Annotated in this window: 15 protein-coding genes; 7 read left to right on the top strand and 8 right to left on the bottom strand. The window is 72.5% G+C overall.

The window, feature by feature from the left end:
- The first annotated feature begins 2 nt into the window (after positions 1-2).
- The 5 genes from FDO69_RS35850 (at position 3) to FDO69_RS35830 (ending at position 4938) form a co-directional block, all read left to right on the top strand.
- The gene (locus tag FDO69_RS35850) at positions 3-1952 is read left to right on the top strand and encodes a fumarate reductase/succinate dehydrogenase flavoprotein subunit (protein ID WP_104786964.1); all 1950 of its coding nucleotides are present in this window, start codon (positions 3-5) and stop codon (positions 1950-1952) included.
- On the top strand, positions 1949-2695 hold the full coding sequence (locus FDO69_RS35845) for a succinate dehydrogenase/fumarate reductase iron-sulfur subunit (RefSeq protein WP_003994568.1): 747 nt from the start codon (positions 1949-1951) through the stop codon (positions 2693-2695). The genes FDO69_RS35850 and FDO69_RS35845 overlap by 4 nt, the downstream gene beginning before the upstream one ends.
- Positions 2696-2870: 175 nt before the next feature.
- A complete protein-coding gene (locus FDO69_RS43160; protein WP_420878569.1) occupies positions 2871-3359 on the top strand; it encodes a helix-turn-helix domain-containing protein in 489 nt (162 codons plus the stop codon).
- Complete coding sequence (locus FDO69_RS35835; RefSeq protein ID WP_104786962.1) at positions 3356-4123, top strand: GNAT family N-acetyltransferase; 768 nt, start codon at positions 3356-3358, stop codon at positions 4121-4123. The genes FDO69_RS43160 and FDO69_RS35835 overlap by 4 nt, the downstream gene beginning before the upstream one ends.
- Positions 4123-4938 carry a lysophospholipid acyltransferase family protein gene (locus FDO69_RS35830; RefSeq protein ID WP_104786959.1) on the top strand — a complete coding sequence of 272 codons (816 nt, stop codon included), beginning with the start codon at positions 4123-4125 and terminating at the stop codon, positions 4936-4938. The genes FDO69_RS35835 and FDO69_RS35830 overlap by 1 nt, the downstream gene beginning before the upstream one ends.
- A 115-nt stretch (positions 4939-5053) precedes the next feature.
- Here the strand turns inward: FDO69_RS35830 and FDO69_RS35825 are convergent, their stop codons facing one another.
- Entirely contained in the window at positions 5054-7399 is a 2346-nt protein-coding gene (locus FDO69_RS35825) for an ATP-binding cassette domain-containing protein (RefSeq protein WP_104786957.1), read from the bottom strand.
- A 21-nt stretch (positions 7400-7420) separates the two neighbouring features.
- Entirely contained in the window at positions 7421-8407 is a 987-nt protein-coding gene (locus tag FDO69_RS35820; RefSeq protein WP_104786955.1) for an LLM class flavin-dependent oxidoreductase, read from the bottom strand.
- Between the two features lie 131 nt (positions 8408-8538).
- Here FDO69_RS35820 and FDO69_RS35815 point away from each other — a divergent pair, with 131 nt between their 5' ends.
- Complete coding sequence (locus tag FDO69_RS35815) at positions 8539-9249, top strand: nucleotidyltransferase domain-containing protein (protein ID WP_104786952.1); 711 nt, start codon at positions 8539-8541, stop codon at positions 9247-9249.
- On the opposite strand, the gene rpmF is transcribed toward FDO69_RS35815, so the two are convergent.
- Positions 9232-9402, bottom strand: a complete 171-nt coding sequence (gene rpmF, locus FDO69_RS35810) for a 50S ribosomal protein L32 (protein ID WP_104786949.1) — start codon at positions 9400-9402, stop codon at positions 9232-9234. The genes FDO69_RS35815 and rpmF overlap by 18 nt on opposite strands.
- A gap of 112 nt (positions 9403-9514) precedes the next feature.
- Between rpmF and FDO69_RS35805 the strand changes: the two genes are divergently transcribed.
- Positions 9515-10009, top strand: a complete 495-nt coding sequence (locus tag FDO69_RS35805; protein WP_104786946.1) for a phosphatase domain-containing protein — start codon at positions 9515-9517, stop codon at positions 10007-10009.
- 34 nt (positions 10010-10043) lie between these two features.
- On the opposite strand, the gene FDO69_RS35800 is transcribed toward FDO69_RS35805, so the two are convergent.
- From FDO69_RS35800 to egtA, 5 genes are all read right to left on the bottom strand, one after another.
- On the bottom strand, positions 10044-10259 hold the full coding sequence (locus FDO69_RS35800; protein ID WP_104786943.1) for a dodecin: 216 nt from the start codon (positions 10257-10259) through the stop codon (positions 10044-10046).
- A 125-nt stretch (positions 10260-10384) separates the two neighbouring features.
- Positions 10385-11347 carry an L-histidine N(alpha)-methyltransferase gene (gene egtD, locus FDO69_RS35795; RefSeq protein ID WP_104786940.1) on the bottom strand — a complete coding sequence of 321 codons (963 nt, stop codon included), beginning with the start codon at positions 11345-11347 and terminating at the stop codon, positions 10385-10387.
- On the bottom strand, positions 11344-12135 hold the full coding sequence (egtC, locus tag FDO69_RS35790; protein ID WP_104786937.1) for an ergothioneine biosynthesis protein EgtC: 792 nt from the start codon (positions 12133-12135) through the stop codon (positions 11344-11346). The genes egtD and egtC overlap by 4 nt, the downstream gene beginning before the upstream one ends.
- Complete coding sequence (gene egtB / locus FDO69_RS35785; RefSeq protein WP_104786934.1) at positions 12135-13472, bottom strand: ergothioneine biosynthesis protein EgtB; 1338 nt, start codon at positions 13470-13472, stop codon at positions 12135-12137. The genes egtC and egtB overlap by 1 nt, the downstream gene beginning before the upstream one ends.
- Complete coding sequence (gene egtA, locus FDO69_RS35780) at positions 13469-14770, bottom strand: ergothioneine biosynthesis glutamate--cysteine ligase EgtA (RefSeq protein ID WP_104786931.1); 1302 nt, start codon at positions 14768-14770, stop codon at positions 13469-13471. Before egtA ends, egtB begins: the two co-directional genes overlap by 4 nt.
- Positions 14771-15006: the final 236 nt, after the last annotated feature.

Below are 15006 nucleotides of genomic sequence, written 5' to 3'. Positions count from 1 at the left end.
AGATGACTTCCTACACCGACTACACGACCGGGGAACCGGTCGCCGACACCAAGGCCCCCTCCGGCCCCGTCCACGAACGCTGGGACAAGCGCCGCTTCGAGGCCAAGCTGGTCAACCCCGCCAACCGGCGCAAGCACACGGTCATCGTGGTCGGCACCGGCCTCGCCGGCGGCTCCGCCGGGGCCACCCTCGCCGAACAGGGCTACCACGTCGTCCAGTTCTGCTACCAGGACTCGCCCCGCCGCGCCCACTCCATCGCCGCGCAGGGCGGCATCAACGCCGCGAAGAACTACCGCAACGACGGCGACTCCGTCCACCGGCTGTTCTACGACACCGTCAAGGGCGGCGACTTCCGGGCCCGCGAGTCCAACGTCCACCGGCTCGCGCAGATCTCCGTCGAGATCATCGACCAGTGCGTGGCCCAGGGCGTGCCCTTCGCCCGCGAGTACGGCGGGCTGCTCGACACCCGCTCGTTCGGCGGCGTGCAGGTCTCGCGCACGTTCTACGCCCGCGGTCAGACGGGCCAGCAGCTTCTCCTCGGCGCCTACCAGGCCCTCAGCCGGCAGATCGCCGCCGGGAACATCGAGATGCACCCGCGCACCGAGATGCTCGACCTCATCGTCGTCGACGGGCGGGCGCGCGGGATCGTCGCCCGGGATCTGGTCACGGGCACGATCGACACGTACTTCGCGGACGCCGTCGTGCTCGCCTCCGGCGGCTACGGCAACGTCTTCTACCTGTCGACGAACGCCATGAACTCCAACGCCACCGCGATCTGGCGGGCCCATCGGCGCGGCGCCCACTTCGCCAACCCGTGCTTCACCCAGATCCACCCCACCTGCATCCCGCGCACCGGCGACCACCAGTCCAAGCTGACGCTGATGAGCGAGTCGCTGCGCAACGACGGGCGGATCTGGGTGCCGAAGGCGAAGGGCGACCAGCGGCCCCCGAACGAGATCCCCGAGGATGAGCGCGACTACTACCTGGAGCGCATCTACCCGTCCTTCGGCAACCTCGTCCCGCGCGACATCGCCTCCCGCGCCGCGAAGAACGTCTGCGACGAGGGCAGGGGAGTGGGGCCCGGCGGCCAGGGCGTGTACCTGGACTTCGCCGACGCCATCGAGCGGATGGGGCGCAAGGCCGTCGAGGCCAAGTACGGCAACCTCTTCGACATGTACCAGCGGATCACCGACGAGGATCCGTACGAGGTGCCGATGCGGATCTACCCCGCCGTGCACTACACGATGGGCGGCCTGTGGGTCGACTACGACCTGCAGACCACCGTCCCCGGGCTGTTCGCGATCGGCGAGGCCAACTTCTCCGACCACGGCGCCAACCGGCTCGGCGCCTCCGCGCTGATGCAGGGACTCGCGGACGGCTACTTCGTCCTCCCCTCCACCATCAACGACTACCTGGCCCGCAACCCGCACCACGAGGCGGTGACCGACGAACACCCCGTCGTCCAGGAGGTGCTGGCCGAGACCCAGGACCGGCTCCACCTGCTGCTGTCCGTGGACGGCGACCGCACCCCCGACTCCTTCCACCGCGAGGTCGGTGAACTCATGTGGGAGTTCTGCGGCATGGCACGCACCGAATCGGGACTGCGCAAGGCACTGGAGCGCATCCCGCAGATCCGCGAGGAGTTCTGGCGGCGCATCAAGGTCCCCGGCACCGGCGAGGAGTTCAACCAGTCGCTGGAGAAGGCCAACCGCATCGTCGACTACCTGGAGCTCGCCGAGCTGATGTGCCTCGACGCGCTGCACCGCGAGGAGTCCTGCGGCGGCCACTTCCGCGAGGAGTCCCAAACGCCCGACGGCGAGGCCGCCCGCAAGGACGAGGAGTTCTCCTACGCCGCCGCCTGGGAGTTCACCGGCACCGGCGAGGCTCCCGTCCTGCACAAGGAAGACCTGGTCTTCGAGTACGTCCACCCCACCCAGCGGAGCTACGCATGAAGCTCACCCTGCGCGTCTGGCGGCAGAAGAACGCCGACGCCGACGGCACGATGTCCACGTACGAGGTGGACGGCATCTCGCCCGACATGTCGTTCCTGGAGATGCTCGACACGCTCAACGAGGAGCTCATCGTCAAGGGCGAGGACCCCGTCGCCTTCGACCACGACTGTCGCGAAGGCATCTGCGGTGCGTGCTCGCTCGTCATCAACGGCGACGCGCACGGGCCCGAGCGGACCACCACCTGCCAGCTGCACATGCGCTCCTTCGAGGACGGCGACACCATCGACGTCGAGCCGTGGCGGGCATCGGCGTTCCCGGTGATCAAGGACCTGGTCGTGGACCGGTCGGCGTTCGACCGCATCATCCAGGCCGGCGGGTACATCACCGCGCCGACCGGAGCGGCTCCCGAGGCGCATGCCACGCCGGTGCCGAAGCCCGATGCCGACCTCGCCTTCGAGCACGCCGAGTGCATAGGGTGCGGGGCGTGTGTGGCGGCGTGTCCCAACGGGGCGGCGATGCTGTTCACGTCCGCCAAGATCAACCATCTGAACGTGCTGCCGCAGGGGGCGCCCGAGCGGGAGACGCGGGTGCTGGACATGGTGGAGCAGATGGACGAGGAAGGGTTCGGGGGGTGCACGCTCGCGGGTGAGTGCGCCACCGCCTGCCCGAAGGGCATCCCGTTGATGTCCATCACCAGCATGAACAAGGAGTGGTTGCGGGCTGCGCGGAAGGTGAAGCGGTAGCACCGCTGCGGGGACGGTAGTCCGGCGGCTGCGGGTGGGGCGTGGCTGGTCGCGCAGTTCCCCGCGCCCGCTAGTGTCCCGGTTTTGAGTTCTGGTCTCGCCTCGTGAGTCGCCTTCCGTTTCAGATTCGGGCGTTTGCCAGTCGCGAGGTGGCTGGGGGCGGTGTCCTTAAGGCATGGGGGACACCAGGCTGGAGCCGCTCGTGCTGTCCGGGGAGGAGCGGTCGATCTTGCGGAACTGGGCCCGGGGCCGGTCGACGGCGCAGGGCCTGGCCCAGCGGGCCGCGATCGTGCTCGCCTGCGCGGACGGGCTGAGCAATACCGCGGTGGCGGCCCGGCTGGAGACCGACCGCAAGACGGTGCGCCGGTGGCGGACCCGGTTCCTGGCCGGGCGGCTGGACGGCTTGTCCGACGAGTCGCGCCCCGGGGTGCCAGATCATCGACCGGATCTGCCGCTACTGCGAAAGGATCTCCGGACCAGCTCACTAGGCCATCCGGGCCGCACCCGGGGCGCGAGCCGTTCAGCAACCTCACACCCGTTCTCTCTGCACATGACACGTGGCGGTCAGGCGGTGTCGGGAGAACAGAGGCGAAGGCCCGCACGACACCGCTCAGCGCCCCGCCCCGCCTCAGCGAACCGGCCCGTGACCAGGAGAGAGCCATGACCGGCGTACTGACCGTCGACCGCCCCGCGCAGCCCGCGGCCCCCACCCGCTACACCGTCACCCTCGCCCGCGACGAGGAGGACGTGCGGGCCGCCCAGCGGCTGCGGCACGACGTCTTCGCCGGGGAGCTGGGCGCCCTGCTGGCCGGCCCCCAGCCGGGCCTCGACGCCGACTCGTTCGACGCGTACTGCGACCACCTGCTCGTACGGGAGGAGACGACCGGCCAGGTCGTCGGCACCTACCGGCTGCTGCCGCCGGAGCGCGCGGCGGTGGCCGGACGGCTCTACTCCGAGGGCGAGTTCGACCTGAGCGCCCTCGACGGGATCCGCCCGCAGCTCGTCGAGGTCGGCCGCTCCTGCGTGCACCCCGACCACCGTGACGGCGCGGTCATCAGCCTCATCTGGGCCGGCATCGCCCGCTACATGGTCGACCGCGGCCACGAGTGGCTGGCCGGCTGCTGCTCCGTACCGCTCGCCGACGGCGGCACCCTCGCGTCCGCCACCTGGGACCGGGTGAGCGGCCGGCACCTCTCCCCTGAGGAGTTCCGGGTCCGGCCGCTGCTGCCGTGGACACCGGGCCCGGCGCCCGCGTCCCGCGTCGAACTGCCCGCCCTGCTGCGCGGATACCTGCGCCTCGGTGCCTGGGTCTGCGGCGAACCGGCCCACGACCCGGACTTCGGCGTCGCCGACCTGTACGTGCTGCTGCCGATGAGCCGCGTCAACGGGCGCTACCTGCGCCACTTCCTCTCCCTCGTTCCGGCCTGATGAGCGCCTGGCTGCCCACCGCGCCCTGCACGCCCGAGGCCTGTGTCCGGGTGCCGGCGGCCGTGCGGGCGCGGGATGTGCCGCGGGCCGTGCTGCGGCTCGGCGCGGTCGTCCTGCTCCTCCTCGCGGGGATCGCGCTGACACCCTTCGGCGCCCGGATACCGGCGTCGCTGGTCCGGCGCTGGTGCCGGTGGATCGTACGGGCCGCCGGCGTCCGGGTCCGGGTCACCGGCGCAGCCGTCCCCACCGGGGGTCTGCTGCTGGTCGCCAACCACATCTCCTGGCTGGACATCCCGCTGCTCGCCGCCGTACGCCCCGCCCGGATGCTGGCCAAGACGGAGGTGCGGCGCTGGCCCGTCGCCGGTGCGCTGGCCGCGCGCGGCGGAACCCTGTTCATCGACCGGGACCGGCTGCGGGCCCTCCCGGACACCGTCGCCCGGATCGCCGCGGCGCTGCGCGAGGGCACCGCGGTCGCGGCCTTCCCCGAGGGCAGCACCTGGTGCGGCCGGGCCCAGGGCACCTTCCGCCGGGCCGTCTTCCAGGCCGCCCTGGACGCCGGGGTGCCGGTCCAGCCGGTCCGCCTCGGCTACCGGCTCACAGACGGCAGGGCCACCACGGCCCCCGCGTACGTCGGCGAGGACACGCTGCTGGCGTCCCTGTGGCGGGTGACGACCGCCCGCGGCCTGATCGCGGAGGTCGAGGTACGCGACGCCCTCCCGCCGGGCGGCAGCCCCGACCGCCGCGCTCTCGCCCGAGCGGCCCAGTCGCAGGAGACGGCCGCGCCGGCCTGGACGCACACGGTGCTGGTGGCCTAGGGGGCTCCCGGACTTCGGCGGTAGAGGCGCCCGGATCTCGACGGGGCCCGTCGCGTGCGTCCTCGCCGCGCCTCGGTTTCCCCCTGCCGCCGGCGCGGGTGCGCGCTGCCGGACCTCAGCGGCCCCCGGACAGAGCGCGCGCCAGATACGGTGCCGTCCGGCTGTCCGCCGAGCGGGCGACGTCCGGGGGCGGGCCCGCCGCCACGATCCGGCCCCCCTCGTCGCCGCCGCCCGGGCCGAGGTCGATCACCCAGTCCGCGCCCGCGACGACGGACATGTCGTGCTCGACGACGACCACCGTGTGCCCGGCGTCGACGAGTCCGTGCAACTGGCGCATCAGGACGTCCACGTCCGCCGGGTGCAGCCCGGTCGTGGGCTCGTCGAGGAGGTACAGCGTGTGGCCGCGCCGGCCGCGCTGCAGTTCGCTCGCCAACTTGATGCGCTGGGCCTCGCCGCCGGAGAGCTCGGTCGCGGGCTGGCCGAGGCGGAGGTAGCCCAGACCGACGTCGAGCAGGGTGGCGAGGCTGCGGGCCACGGCCGGGGTGTCAGCGAAGAACTCCGCCGCGCTCTCCACCGTCAGATCCAGTACCTGCGCGATGTTCCGCCCCCGGTACGTCACCTCCAGCGTCTGCGGGTTGTAGCGGGCCCCGCCGCAGTCCGGGCAGGGCGCGTACGTGCTCGGCAGGAACAGCAGCTCCACACTGACGAATCCCTCGCCCTGACAGGTTTCGCAGCGCCCGCCCGCCACGTTGAAGGAGAACCGCCCGACGCCGAAACCGCGTTCGTGGGCCCCGTCGGTGGCCGCGAACACCTTGCGCACGACGTCGAAGAGGCCCGTGTAGGTGGCGAGGTTGGAGCGCGGAGTGCGGCCGATCGGCCGCTGGTCGACCGAGACCAGCCGGCCCACTCCCGCCGAGTCCTCCGTGATCTCGCCGATGAGCGTGGACTTGCCGGAGCCCGACACGCCGGTCACCGCGGTGAACACGCCGAGTGGGAACTCCGCCGTCACCCCGCGCAGGTTGTGCCGCGAGACCGGGCCGGTCTCGAGCCACCCGGTCGCCTCGCGCACGTCCCGGGCCGGGGTGGGGGAGTGGTCGAACAGGTAGCGGGCCGTCGCCGACTCCTCGACACCGGCCAGCTCCGCCACCGGGCCGCTGTGCAGCACCCGCCCGCCGTGCTCGCCGGCGTCCGGACCCACGTCGACCAGCCAGTCGGCGCCCCGCATGACGTCGAGGTGGTGCTCCACCACGAACACCGAGTTCCCGGACGCCTTCAGCCGCTCCAGCACCGTGAGCAGCGCCTCGGTGTCCGCCGGGTGCAGTCCGGCCGACGGCTCGTCGAGGACGTAGACCACGCCGAAGAGGCCGGAGCGCAGCTGGGTGGCGAGGCGCAGGCGCTGCAGTTCGCCCGCGGAGAGGGTGGGGGTGGGCCGGTCGAGACTGAGGTAGCCGAGCCCCAGCTCCAGGACCGGCGCGATACGGGACCGCAGGTCGTCGGTGAGGACCCGGGCGGCCTCCGAGGTCCCGTCGAGACCGTCGGCCAGCTCCACCAGCGGCAGTGCCGCCAGCTCGGCGATGGTCCGGCCGCCGAACGTCACCGCCATGGCCTCGGGCCGCAGCCGGCTGCCGCCGCACGCCGGGCAGGGCGCGCTGGTGAGGAACCGCTCGGCCTTGGCCCGCAGGGTCGGGCTCTTGGAGTCCGAGAACGTCTTCATCACGTACCGGTGGGCGCTCATGTACGTGCCCTGGTACGGCCGTTGGATGCGGTCGGCGTCCCGCACCGGGTGCACCGTCACCACCGGCTGTTCGGCCGTGAACAGGATCCACTCCCGCTCGTTGGCGGGCAGTTCCCGCCACGGCCGCTCCACGTCGTGGCCGAGCGCGTCGAGGATGTCGCGCAGGTTCTTGCCCTGCCAGGCTCCCGGCCACGCCGCGATCGCCCCGTCGCGGATCGACAGCGACGGGTCGGGGACCATGAGTTCCTCGCTCGTACGGTGCACCCGTCCCAGCCCGTGGCACTCCGGGCACGCCCCCACCGCCGTGTTGGGGGAGAAGGCGTCGGAGTCGAGCCGCTCGGCGCCGGGCGGGTAGGTGCCGGCCCGGGAGAACAGCATCCGCAGCGAGTTCGAGAGGTTGGTGACGGTGCCGACGGAGGAGCGGGAGGTGGGCGCCGCCCGGCGCTGCTGGAGCGAGACGGCCGGGGGTAGGCCGGTGATCTCCCCGACCTTCGGCGCGCCGACCTGGTGGATCAGCCGGCGTGCGTACGGCGCAACCGACTCGAAGTAGCGCCGCTGCGCCTCCGCGTAGATCGTGCCGAACGCCAGCGACGACTTGCCCGAGCCGGACACGCCGGTGAACACGGCCAGCACGTCCCGGGGGATGTCGACGTCGACGCTTCGGAGGTTGTGCTCCCGGGCTCCGCGGACACGGACGAACGGGTCATGGGGGTCGCGGGCGTGCATGGAAGACGACTCTAACCGGAGCTAACCGGAGGTGATCGCGGCCAGCCGCCGGTAGGAGTCCAGCAGGGCCTCACGGTCGTACGTGCTGGTCGTGACGAGGACCTCCTGGGCGCCCGTCTCCTTCAGCAGCGTCTCCAGCTCGTGCGCGACCTGCTCCTCGGTGCCGGCGATGTGGCCGGTCAGGCCGGACTCGTAGAAGTCGCGCTCCTTGCCGGTCATGGTGAGTGCCTCCACGCGCTCGGCGGGCGGCAGCGGCGGGAAGGTGCCGCGGGTGCGGGAGTGCGCCATGGACCAGGCCTCGGGGATGAGCAGCCGCCGGGCCTCCTCGGGGGTGCCGGCCACGGCGATGCTGCCCGAGACGACGACGTAGGGCTCCGGGGCCCAGACGGAGGGGCGGAACCGGTCGCGGTAGTGGTCGATGCCGCGCCGCATCTTCTCGCGGTTCCTGAGGTCGCCGATCACCATGGGCAGGCCCGCTCGGGCGGCGATGCCGGCGCCCTCGCCCATGGCCAGGACGAACGGCGGCACGGTCAGGCCCTCGGATGGGCGGGCGTGCACGCCGGTGGGGGAGGTGCCCCGGAACCAGCCGAGCAGCTCGTCGAGCTGGCCTTCGAAGTCCTCGGCGTCGCCCTTGTCGCGGCCGAGAACCCGGCGCACCCCGTCCGTGAAGCCGACGGACCGGCCCAGACCCATGTCGATCCGCCCGGGGAACAGCGACTCCAGCACCCCGAACTGCTCGGCCACGACCAGCGGCCGGTGGTTGGGCAGCATCACCCCGCCGGTGCCGACCCGGATCGTCCTCGTGGCGCCCGCGACGGCGGCGGCCAGCACGGTCGGCGCGGAACCGGCGACCCCGGGCACGCCGTGGTGCTCCGAGACCCAGACGCGGTGGTAGCCGAGCCGCTCCAGCTCCCGCGCCAGCCGCACGGTGTCGCGCAGCGCCTCGGGGTGGGTGTGCCCCTCGCGGGTGCGGGAGCGGTCGAGGACGGACAGGCGCACGAAATCCATACCAGGTTCTACGCCGGGCGGCCCCGCCGGTATTCCGCCGGCCGGCGTGGACCGTCGCCGGAAAACCGGGTGACCGCGTCCCGGCACGTCAGGACAATGTTCCGGTACCTCGTAACGAAAGGCGGCCGACCGTGACCGTCCCCAACGTCCTGCTCTCCGGCATCGTCGGATCGACCGCCTACGGCCTGGCCCGCCCGGGCTCGGACATCGACCGCCTCGGCCTGTTCGCCGCGCCGACCGAGGAGCTGCACGGTCTGCACCGGCCGAAGGAGTCCCACGTCAGCACGGCGCCGGACCGGACCCTGCACGAGGCCGCCAAGTGGTGCCGGCTGGCCCTCGGCGGCAACCCGACCGCGATGGAGCTGGTGTGGCTCCCGGACGACCTGTACGAGGTGCGCACCCCGCTCGGCGGTGAACTCATCGGCATCCGTTCGGCGTTCCTGAGCGCCAAGCGGGTCCGGGACGCCTATCTCGGTTACGCCACCCAGCAGTTCCGGCGGCTGGAGGCGCGCGGTGACGGTTCGTTCTCCGCCGACACACGCAAGCGCACGGCGAAGCACGCCCGGCATCTCAAGCGGCTGTGCGGGCAGGGCCTGGAGCTGTACACCACCGGGCGGTTGACGATCCGCGTCGAGAACCCGGACGAGTACCACGCCTTCGGCGAGCGCGTCGCCGCCGACCCCGCGGCTGCCCTGCCCCTGCTCCGGCACTACGAGGCCGCCTTCGACGAGGGCCCCACGGCACTGCCGGACGAGCCCGACGAGGCGCCGGTCGAGGCCTGGCTGCGCCGGGTCCGGGCGCACTTCTGGGCGGAGAGGGCGTGCTCAGCCGTCGGGGCGTAGCAGGCCGCGTTCGTAGGCCTTGACGAGGTTCTGCGGCACGAGGTGACGGACGCCGTCCACGGTGACGGGGACCAGCGCCGGCGTGGCCGCCTTCCACTGGGCGCGACGGTGACGGGTGTTGCTGCGGGACATCTTCCGCTTGGGGACGGCCATGGGACTCCTCCTCGGTGGTCGGGCACCGACGCTACATGAAAATGGATCCCATTAACAATATGCGTCCCGGTGCCGGCCACCGCCGCCCCGCGGACCACTTAGGCTGGGCGGCGTGAGCGACGACCGCAGCAAGGCCCCGCTGGCCGTGTTCGACCTGGACAACACCCTTGCCGACACCACGCACCGGCAGGGGTTCCTGGAGCGCAGGCCGAAGGACTGGGACGGCTTCTTCTCGGCGGCACCGCAGGACCCGCCCGTCCCGGAGGGCGTCGCGCTGGCCCGGGAGCACGCGCGGGAGTGCGAGGTGCTCTACCTCACCGGCCGGCCCGAACGCTGCCGGCGCGACACGCTCGACTGGCTCGCCGCCCAGGGGCTGCCCGAAGGGCGCGTGTACATGCGGCGGGACGCCGACCGGCGGCCCGCCCGGTTCACCAAGCTGGAGATCCTGCGGCGGCTCGCCCGCACCCGCGAGGTCCGCGTCCTCGTCGACGACGACGAACTGGTCTGCGCCGACGCCCGCCGCGCGGGCTTCACCGTCGTACGGGCCGACTGGGTGACCCGGTCCGCCGAGATGAAGACGGCGCAGGAGCGCGAAGGGCGCACCTGAGCCCTCCTGCCGGGGGAGAGCCCGCGTCCCCGGGCTACTCGGATTCGTCCAGCCGGAAGCCCACCTTCAGGCCCACCTGCCAGTGCGCGATCTGCCCGTCCTCGAGCTGGCCGCGCACCTGCGTCACCTCGAACCAGTCCAGGTTGCGCAGCGTCTGGGAGGCCCGGTCGATGCCGTTGCGGATCGCCTCGTCGACGCCGTCCGGTGAGGTGCCGACGATCTCCGTGACCCGGTAGGTGTGGTTCGACATGCCGCAGCTCCTCTTCGATGAGGTTCCAGTGACGGGAGTGTCACGCGTCATTCCACCGTGCCCCAGGCGGCGGCGAAGCGCGAGACGTCGTCTCCCGCCGTCGCCGCCGCCCCGGGCTCACCGGTTCAGCGCGCCACGCTCAGCGACAGCGCGAAGCGGCCCGGAGCGTCCGTCCACCAGTGGGTCAGGTCCAGGCCCGCCGTCGACAGTTCGGCGCGCACGCCCTCCTGCCGGAACTTCGCCGACACCTCGGTCCGCATCTCCTCGCCTGCCGCGAAGTCGACGGCGAGGTCGAGCGCCGGCACCTTCACCGTCTGTGCCGTACGGGAGCGCAGCCGCATCTCGATCCACTCGTGCCCGGCGTCCCACAACGCCACATGGTCGAACGCGGCGGGCTCGAAGTCGCCGCCCAGCTCGCGGTTGATCACGGTCAGGACGTTCTTGTTGAACGCGGCGGTCACCCCGGCCCCGTCGTCGTACGCCCGGACCAGCACCTCCTCGTCCTTGACCAGGTCCGTGCCCAGCAACAGGGCGTCGCCCGGGGTGAGCAGGGCGCGTACGGACGCCAGGAACGCGGCGCGTTCGGCGGGCAGCAGATTGCCGATCGTGCCGCCGAGGAACGCCACCAGCCGGGGCCCCGGCGTGTCCGGCAGGGTCAGTTCCGCGGTGAAGTCGGCGATCAGCGCGTGCACGTCCAGGCCCGGCCGCTCGGCGGCGAGTGCCTGCCCGGCCTGGGCGAGGGCGCTCTCGCTGACGTCGACCGGGACGTAGGTGTGCAGGTCCGTGAGGGCGTCGAGCAGATGCCGGGTCTTCTCCGACGATCCGGAGCCGAGCTCGACCAGGGTGCGCGCCCGGGTCGCAGCGGCGATGTCGCCGGAACGCGCGAGGAGGATCTCCCGCTCCGCGCGCGTGGGGTAGTACTCCGGCAGTTCCGTGATCTTCTCGAACAGGTCGCTGCCGTGGGCGTCGTAGAACCACTTCGGCGGGAGCGACTTGGGGCGGCCGGTCAGACCCCGCTGGACATCGGCGCGCAGCGCGGCGTCCGTGGCGTCCTCGGGCAGGGTGCGGGTCAGACGGAACGGGCTCACGTACGGGGCTCCTTCGCGAGTGCGGGCACGGAGGCGTCGGCCGGCTCCTTCAGCGGCGTGAGCAGCACGTCGGTGCGGCTCGCCACGAGCAGGGTGCGGTCGGGGACCTCCTGCCAGTGCGGATCGTCGTCGTAGGGCTCGGAGGCCACGACGGTGCCGCCGCCGGGCCGGGCGAGGTACCACAGGGCGTCGCCCCAGGCGGTCGCGGTGATGGTGTCGCCGTTGGTGAGGAGGAGGTTGAGCCGGGAGCCGGGGGCCGCGGCGGCGACCTCCAGGACCGTGTCGGCCATCGCCTGGCCCTCCTCGTCGCCGCCTCGCAACCGGGCCAGCACCAGCGCCCACACGAGCGCCGAGTCGTTGCGGGCCTCCAAGGACAGCAGCTCCTCGTGCGGCAGCGTCCGGGACACCGAGGCCAGCGAACCGGGCCACCCCTGCACCGCCCCGTTGTGGCTGAACAGCCAGGTCCCCGCGGCAAAGGGGGCCGCCGCGGCCTCCGCGTCCGCGCCGGACAGGGTCGCGTCCCGCACCGCGGCGAGCAGCCCCGTGGACCGTACGACCCGGGCGAGATCGGCGAACGACAGGTCCGCCCAGATCGGCCCGGCCCGGCGGTAGCGGGCCGGCACCGGATCGCCCTCGGCGTACCAGCCCACGCCGAAACCGTCGGCGTTGACCGTCCCGTACCTCTGGTGCCGGGGCGCCCACGACTGCCGGTACAGCCCGTGCGGGGGCTCCACCAGGAGCCGGCCCAGCGCCTCCGGTGGCCCCACGTACGCCACATGACGGCACATCAGACGCCCTCCGAACGGGCCGTGCGGAACCCGGAGAAGATCTGCCGCCTGATCGGGTAGTCCCAGTTGCGGAAGGTGCCCCGGCAGGCCACCGCGTCCACGGCGAACGAACCGCCGCGCAGCACCTTGTGCTCGGGCCCGAAGAAGACCTCCGAGTACTCCTTGTACGGGAACGCCTTGAACCCGGGGTACGGCAGGAAGTCGCTCGCCGTCCACTCCCACACGTCGCCGATCAGCTGCCGTACGCCGAGCGGCGACTCACCGGCCGGGTAGCTCCCGGCGGGCGCCGGACGCAGGTGCCGCTGGCCGAGGTTGGCGTGCTCGGGCCCCGGGTCGGCGTCGCCCCAGGGGTAGCGCATCGAGCGGTCGGCGGCCGGGTCGTGCCGGGCGGCCTTCTCCCACTCGGCCTCCGTGGGCAGCCGGCGTCCCGCCCAGCGGGCGTAGGCGTCGGCCTCGTACCAGGACACGTGCACCACGGGCTCGTCCGCCGGCACGACCTCGGTGACGCCGAACCGGCGCCTGAGGAACTGCTTCCCGTCGCGCCGCCAGAACAGCGGGGCGTGGATCCCGTACTCGCGGATGTGCGCCCATCCGCCGGCCGTCCACCACCGCCTGTTGTCGTAGCCGCCGTCCTCGATGAACGCCTGATAGGCGCCGTTGGTCACCGGCGTGGTGTCGATGTGGAAGGGCGCCACCTCGCGCCGGTGCGCGGGGCGTTCGTTGTCCAGGGCCCACGGCTCGCCGGAGGTGCCCATCGTGAACGGGCCACCGGGTACGAGGACTTCGGACGGACCGGTGAACAGCGGCGCCGGCTCCGGGTCGGGTGCCGTCAGGGCCGGCGGGCCGGTGCGGAGCTGATGGGTGATCAGCATGGTTTCGTCGTGCTGCTGCTCGTGCTGCGCGATCATCCCGAAGGCGAACCCGGCCTCCGTCAGCCGCGTGCCGTGGAACGCGTGCCGCTCCAGCACGTCCAGTGCCCGGCCGCGCACGTCGGCCGCGTAGCTGCGGGCCTCGGCCGGGGAGAGCAGCGGCAGCTTCGGCCGCTCGGCGCGCGGGTGCTCGAAGGCGTCGTAGAGGCCGTCTATCTCCGGCCGTATCGCTTCGTGCCCGGCGACCGCCCGCAGCAGCCACTGCTCCTCCTGGTTGCCGATGTGCGCGAGGTCCCACACCAGCGGCGACATCAGCGGCGAGTGCTGTGCGGTCAGGTCGGGATCCTCCACGCAGCTCGTCAGCAGGGTGGTGCGGTCGCGGGCCACGACGAGTGAGGCGACCGCCCGCTCCCGGAGCACCTCGGGGTCGACGGCCTGGGCGTCGACAGCGGGATCGGTGTCGGTCATGAGCGGAAGTCCTTCCCGTGGGCGCGGCCGTCCGCGCCGCGCTGTCGGTCGAGCAGGTCGTCGGCGGGGCAGCGGCCCAGGACGACATAGCGGTCCAGATAGGCCGAGACGGCCTCGATGACCTCGGGGCGGGCGCCGAGCCGGGGCAGGGCGTCCAGCGCGGTCGTGAAGCACGTGACGGCCACCTCGCGCAGTTCCGCGTCGGCCAGACCGCCGCGGGCCGCGTCGAGCCACAGCGGATTGTGCGGCGCGGGCAGCCCCAGTGTCCGCTCGGTCAGCGGCTTCACGGCCCGGTAGGCGGTCTCGGCGGCCTCCGGGTCGTCGAACAGCGCCGCCGTCACGGCCAGCGGCACGATCCATCCGTCGTCTCCGGGCTGCGCGTCGATCATGCGCAGTTCGAGATGGCCGCGCGGCCTGACCGGCGGGAAGAGCGTCGTGACGTGATAGTCGAGATCCTCCCGGGTGGGCGGCCGGGGCGCGCCGGTGCGGATCCAGTCCCGGAAGGTGAGCCCCTCGGGGACGTTCCAGGGGCCGCCGTCCCGTCGAATGCACATCACGGGGGAGTCCAGCACGTGCCGGGCCCAGGCGCCGCGCGGGTCGGTGTCCAGCCGCGGTCCGCCCGCCCGGCCGGCGCCGATCCGGGTCCACGTCAGCTGCCGGGTCGACAGCCAGCCGGTCGGCCGGTTGCCGGCGAGCGGGGAGTTGGCGAACGCGGCCACCAGGACCGCGCCCAGATGGTGGGCCAGCCACCAGCGGCGCACCAGGCCGAGCGGCCCGGGCTCCTCGTGACCGGCGTCCAGGCACACCTGCACGGAGGCGGAGGTGCACATCATGGAGCGGCCGGCGGGACCTGTACGGTCCAGGCACGCCTCCATGGCGTCGTAGCGCGGTTCCCGCAGGAACCGGCGGGGTTCGTGCCAGGGATCCTGGCCGAGGCCGACGAGGGCGAGGCCCCTTTCGCGCAGCACCGCACGGACGGCGTCGAGGTCGGCGGAGACGGTGGTGATGACTTCCGTCAGCGATGCGGCGGGGAGCGAGCTCAGCTCCAGCTGACCGCCGGGTTCCACGGTGAGCGCCGACTTCAGAGGAACGGTACGCAGCGCGGCATAGGCCGCTTCGAGTCGTTCGGGTGCGACGGGGAGCTGCGGTGCGCGCAGCTCGTGGACGAGCCATTCCACCTCGACACCGAGGCGGCGCGGGGGGCCGGTCTTGAAGCAGATGCCCCGGACCAGGGCCTCGACCTCGGCTTCGGACAACGACGTGCGGGTCCGGGTACAGCCACTTACCGAATCGGACATGTCGGGATCCTCCTGAGATTCCACCATGCCATTGGTCCGGGCTCTTCGGCGGCCCGGGCCGGGATCACCCGTCCCACCCAAGACGTTCACGCCGCTCGGCACAAGGGGGCGGAGCGGGGCGTTCCCGGGCGGTCATACGGCCTGACCCGGCATTTCAAGAAACTTTCCCCGGCGTTCTCCCAAAGCGAAAACTCTGTTGCACCGGGGATCGGGCATCACGCACGATGCCTGCGTGA

Origin of the sequence: Streptomyces tibetensis (assembly GCF_007655005.1) — a bacterium.
GTDB lineage: Bacteria > Actinomycetota > Actinomycetes > Streptomycetales > Streptomycetaceae > Streptomyces > Streptomyces tibetensis.
Note: the sequence above shows the minus strand (reverse complement) of the source record. Positions and strands in the feature narration are given on the sequence as shown.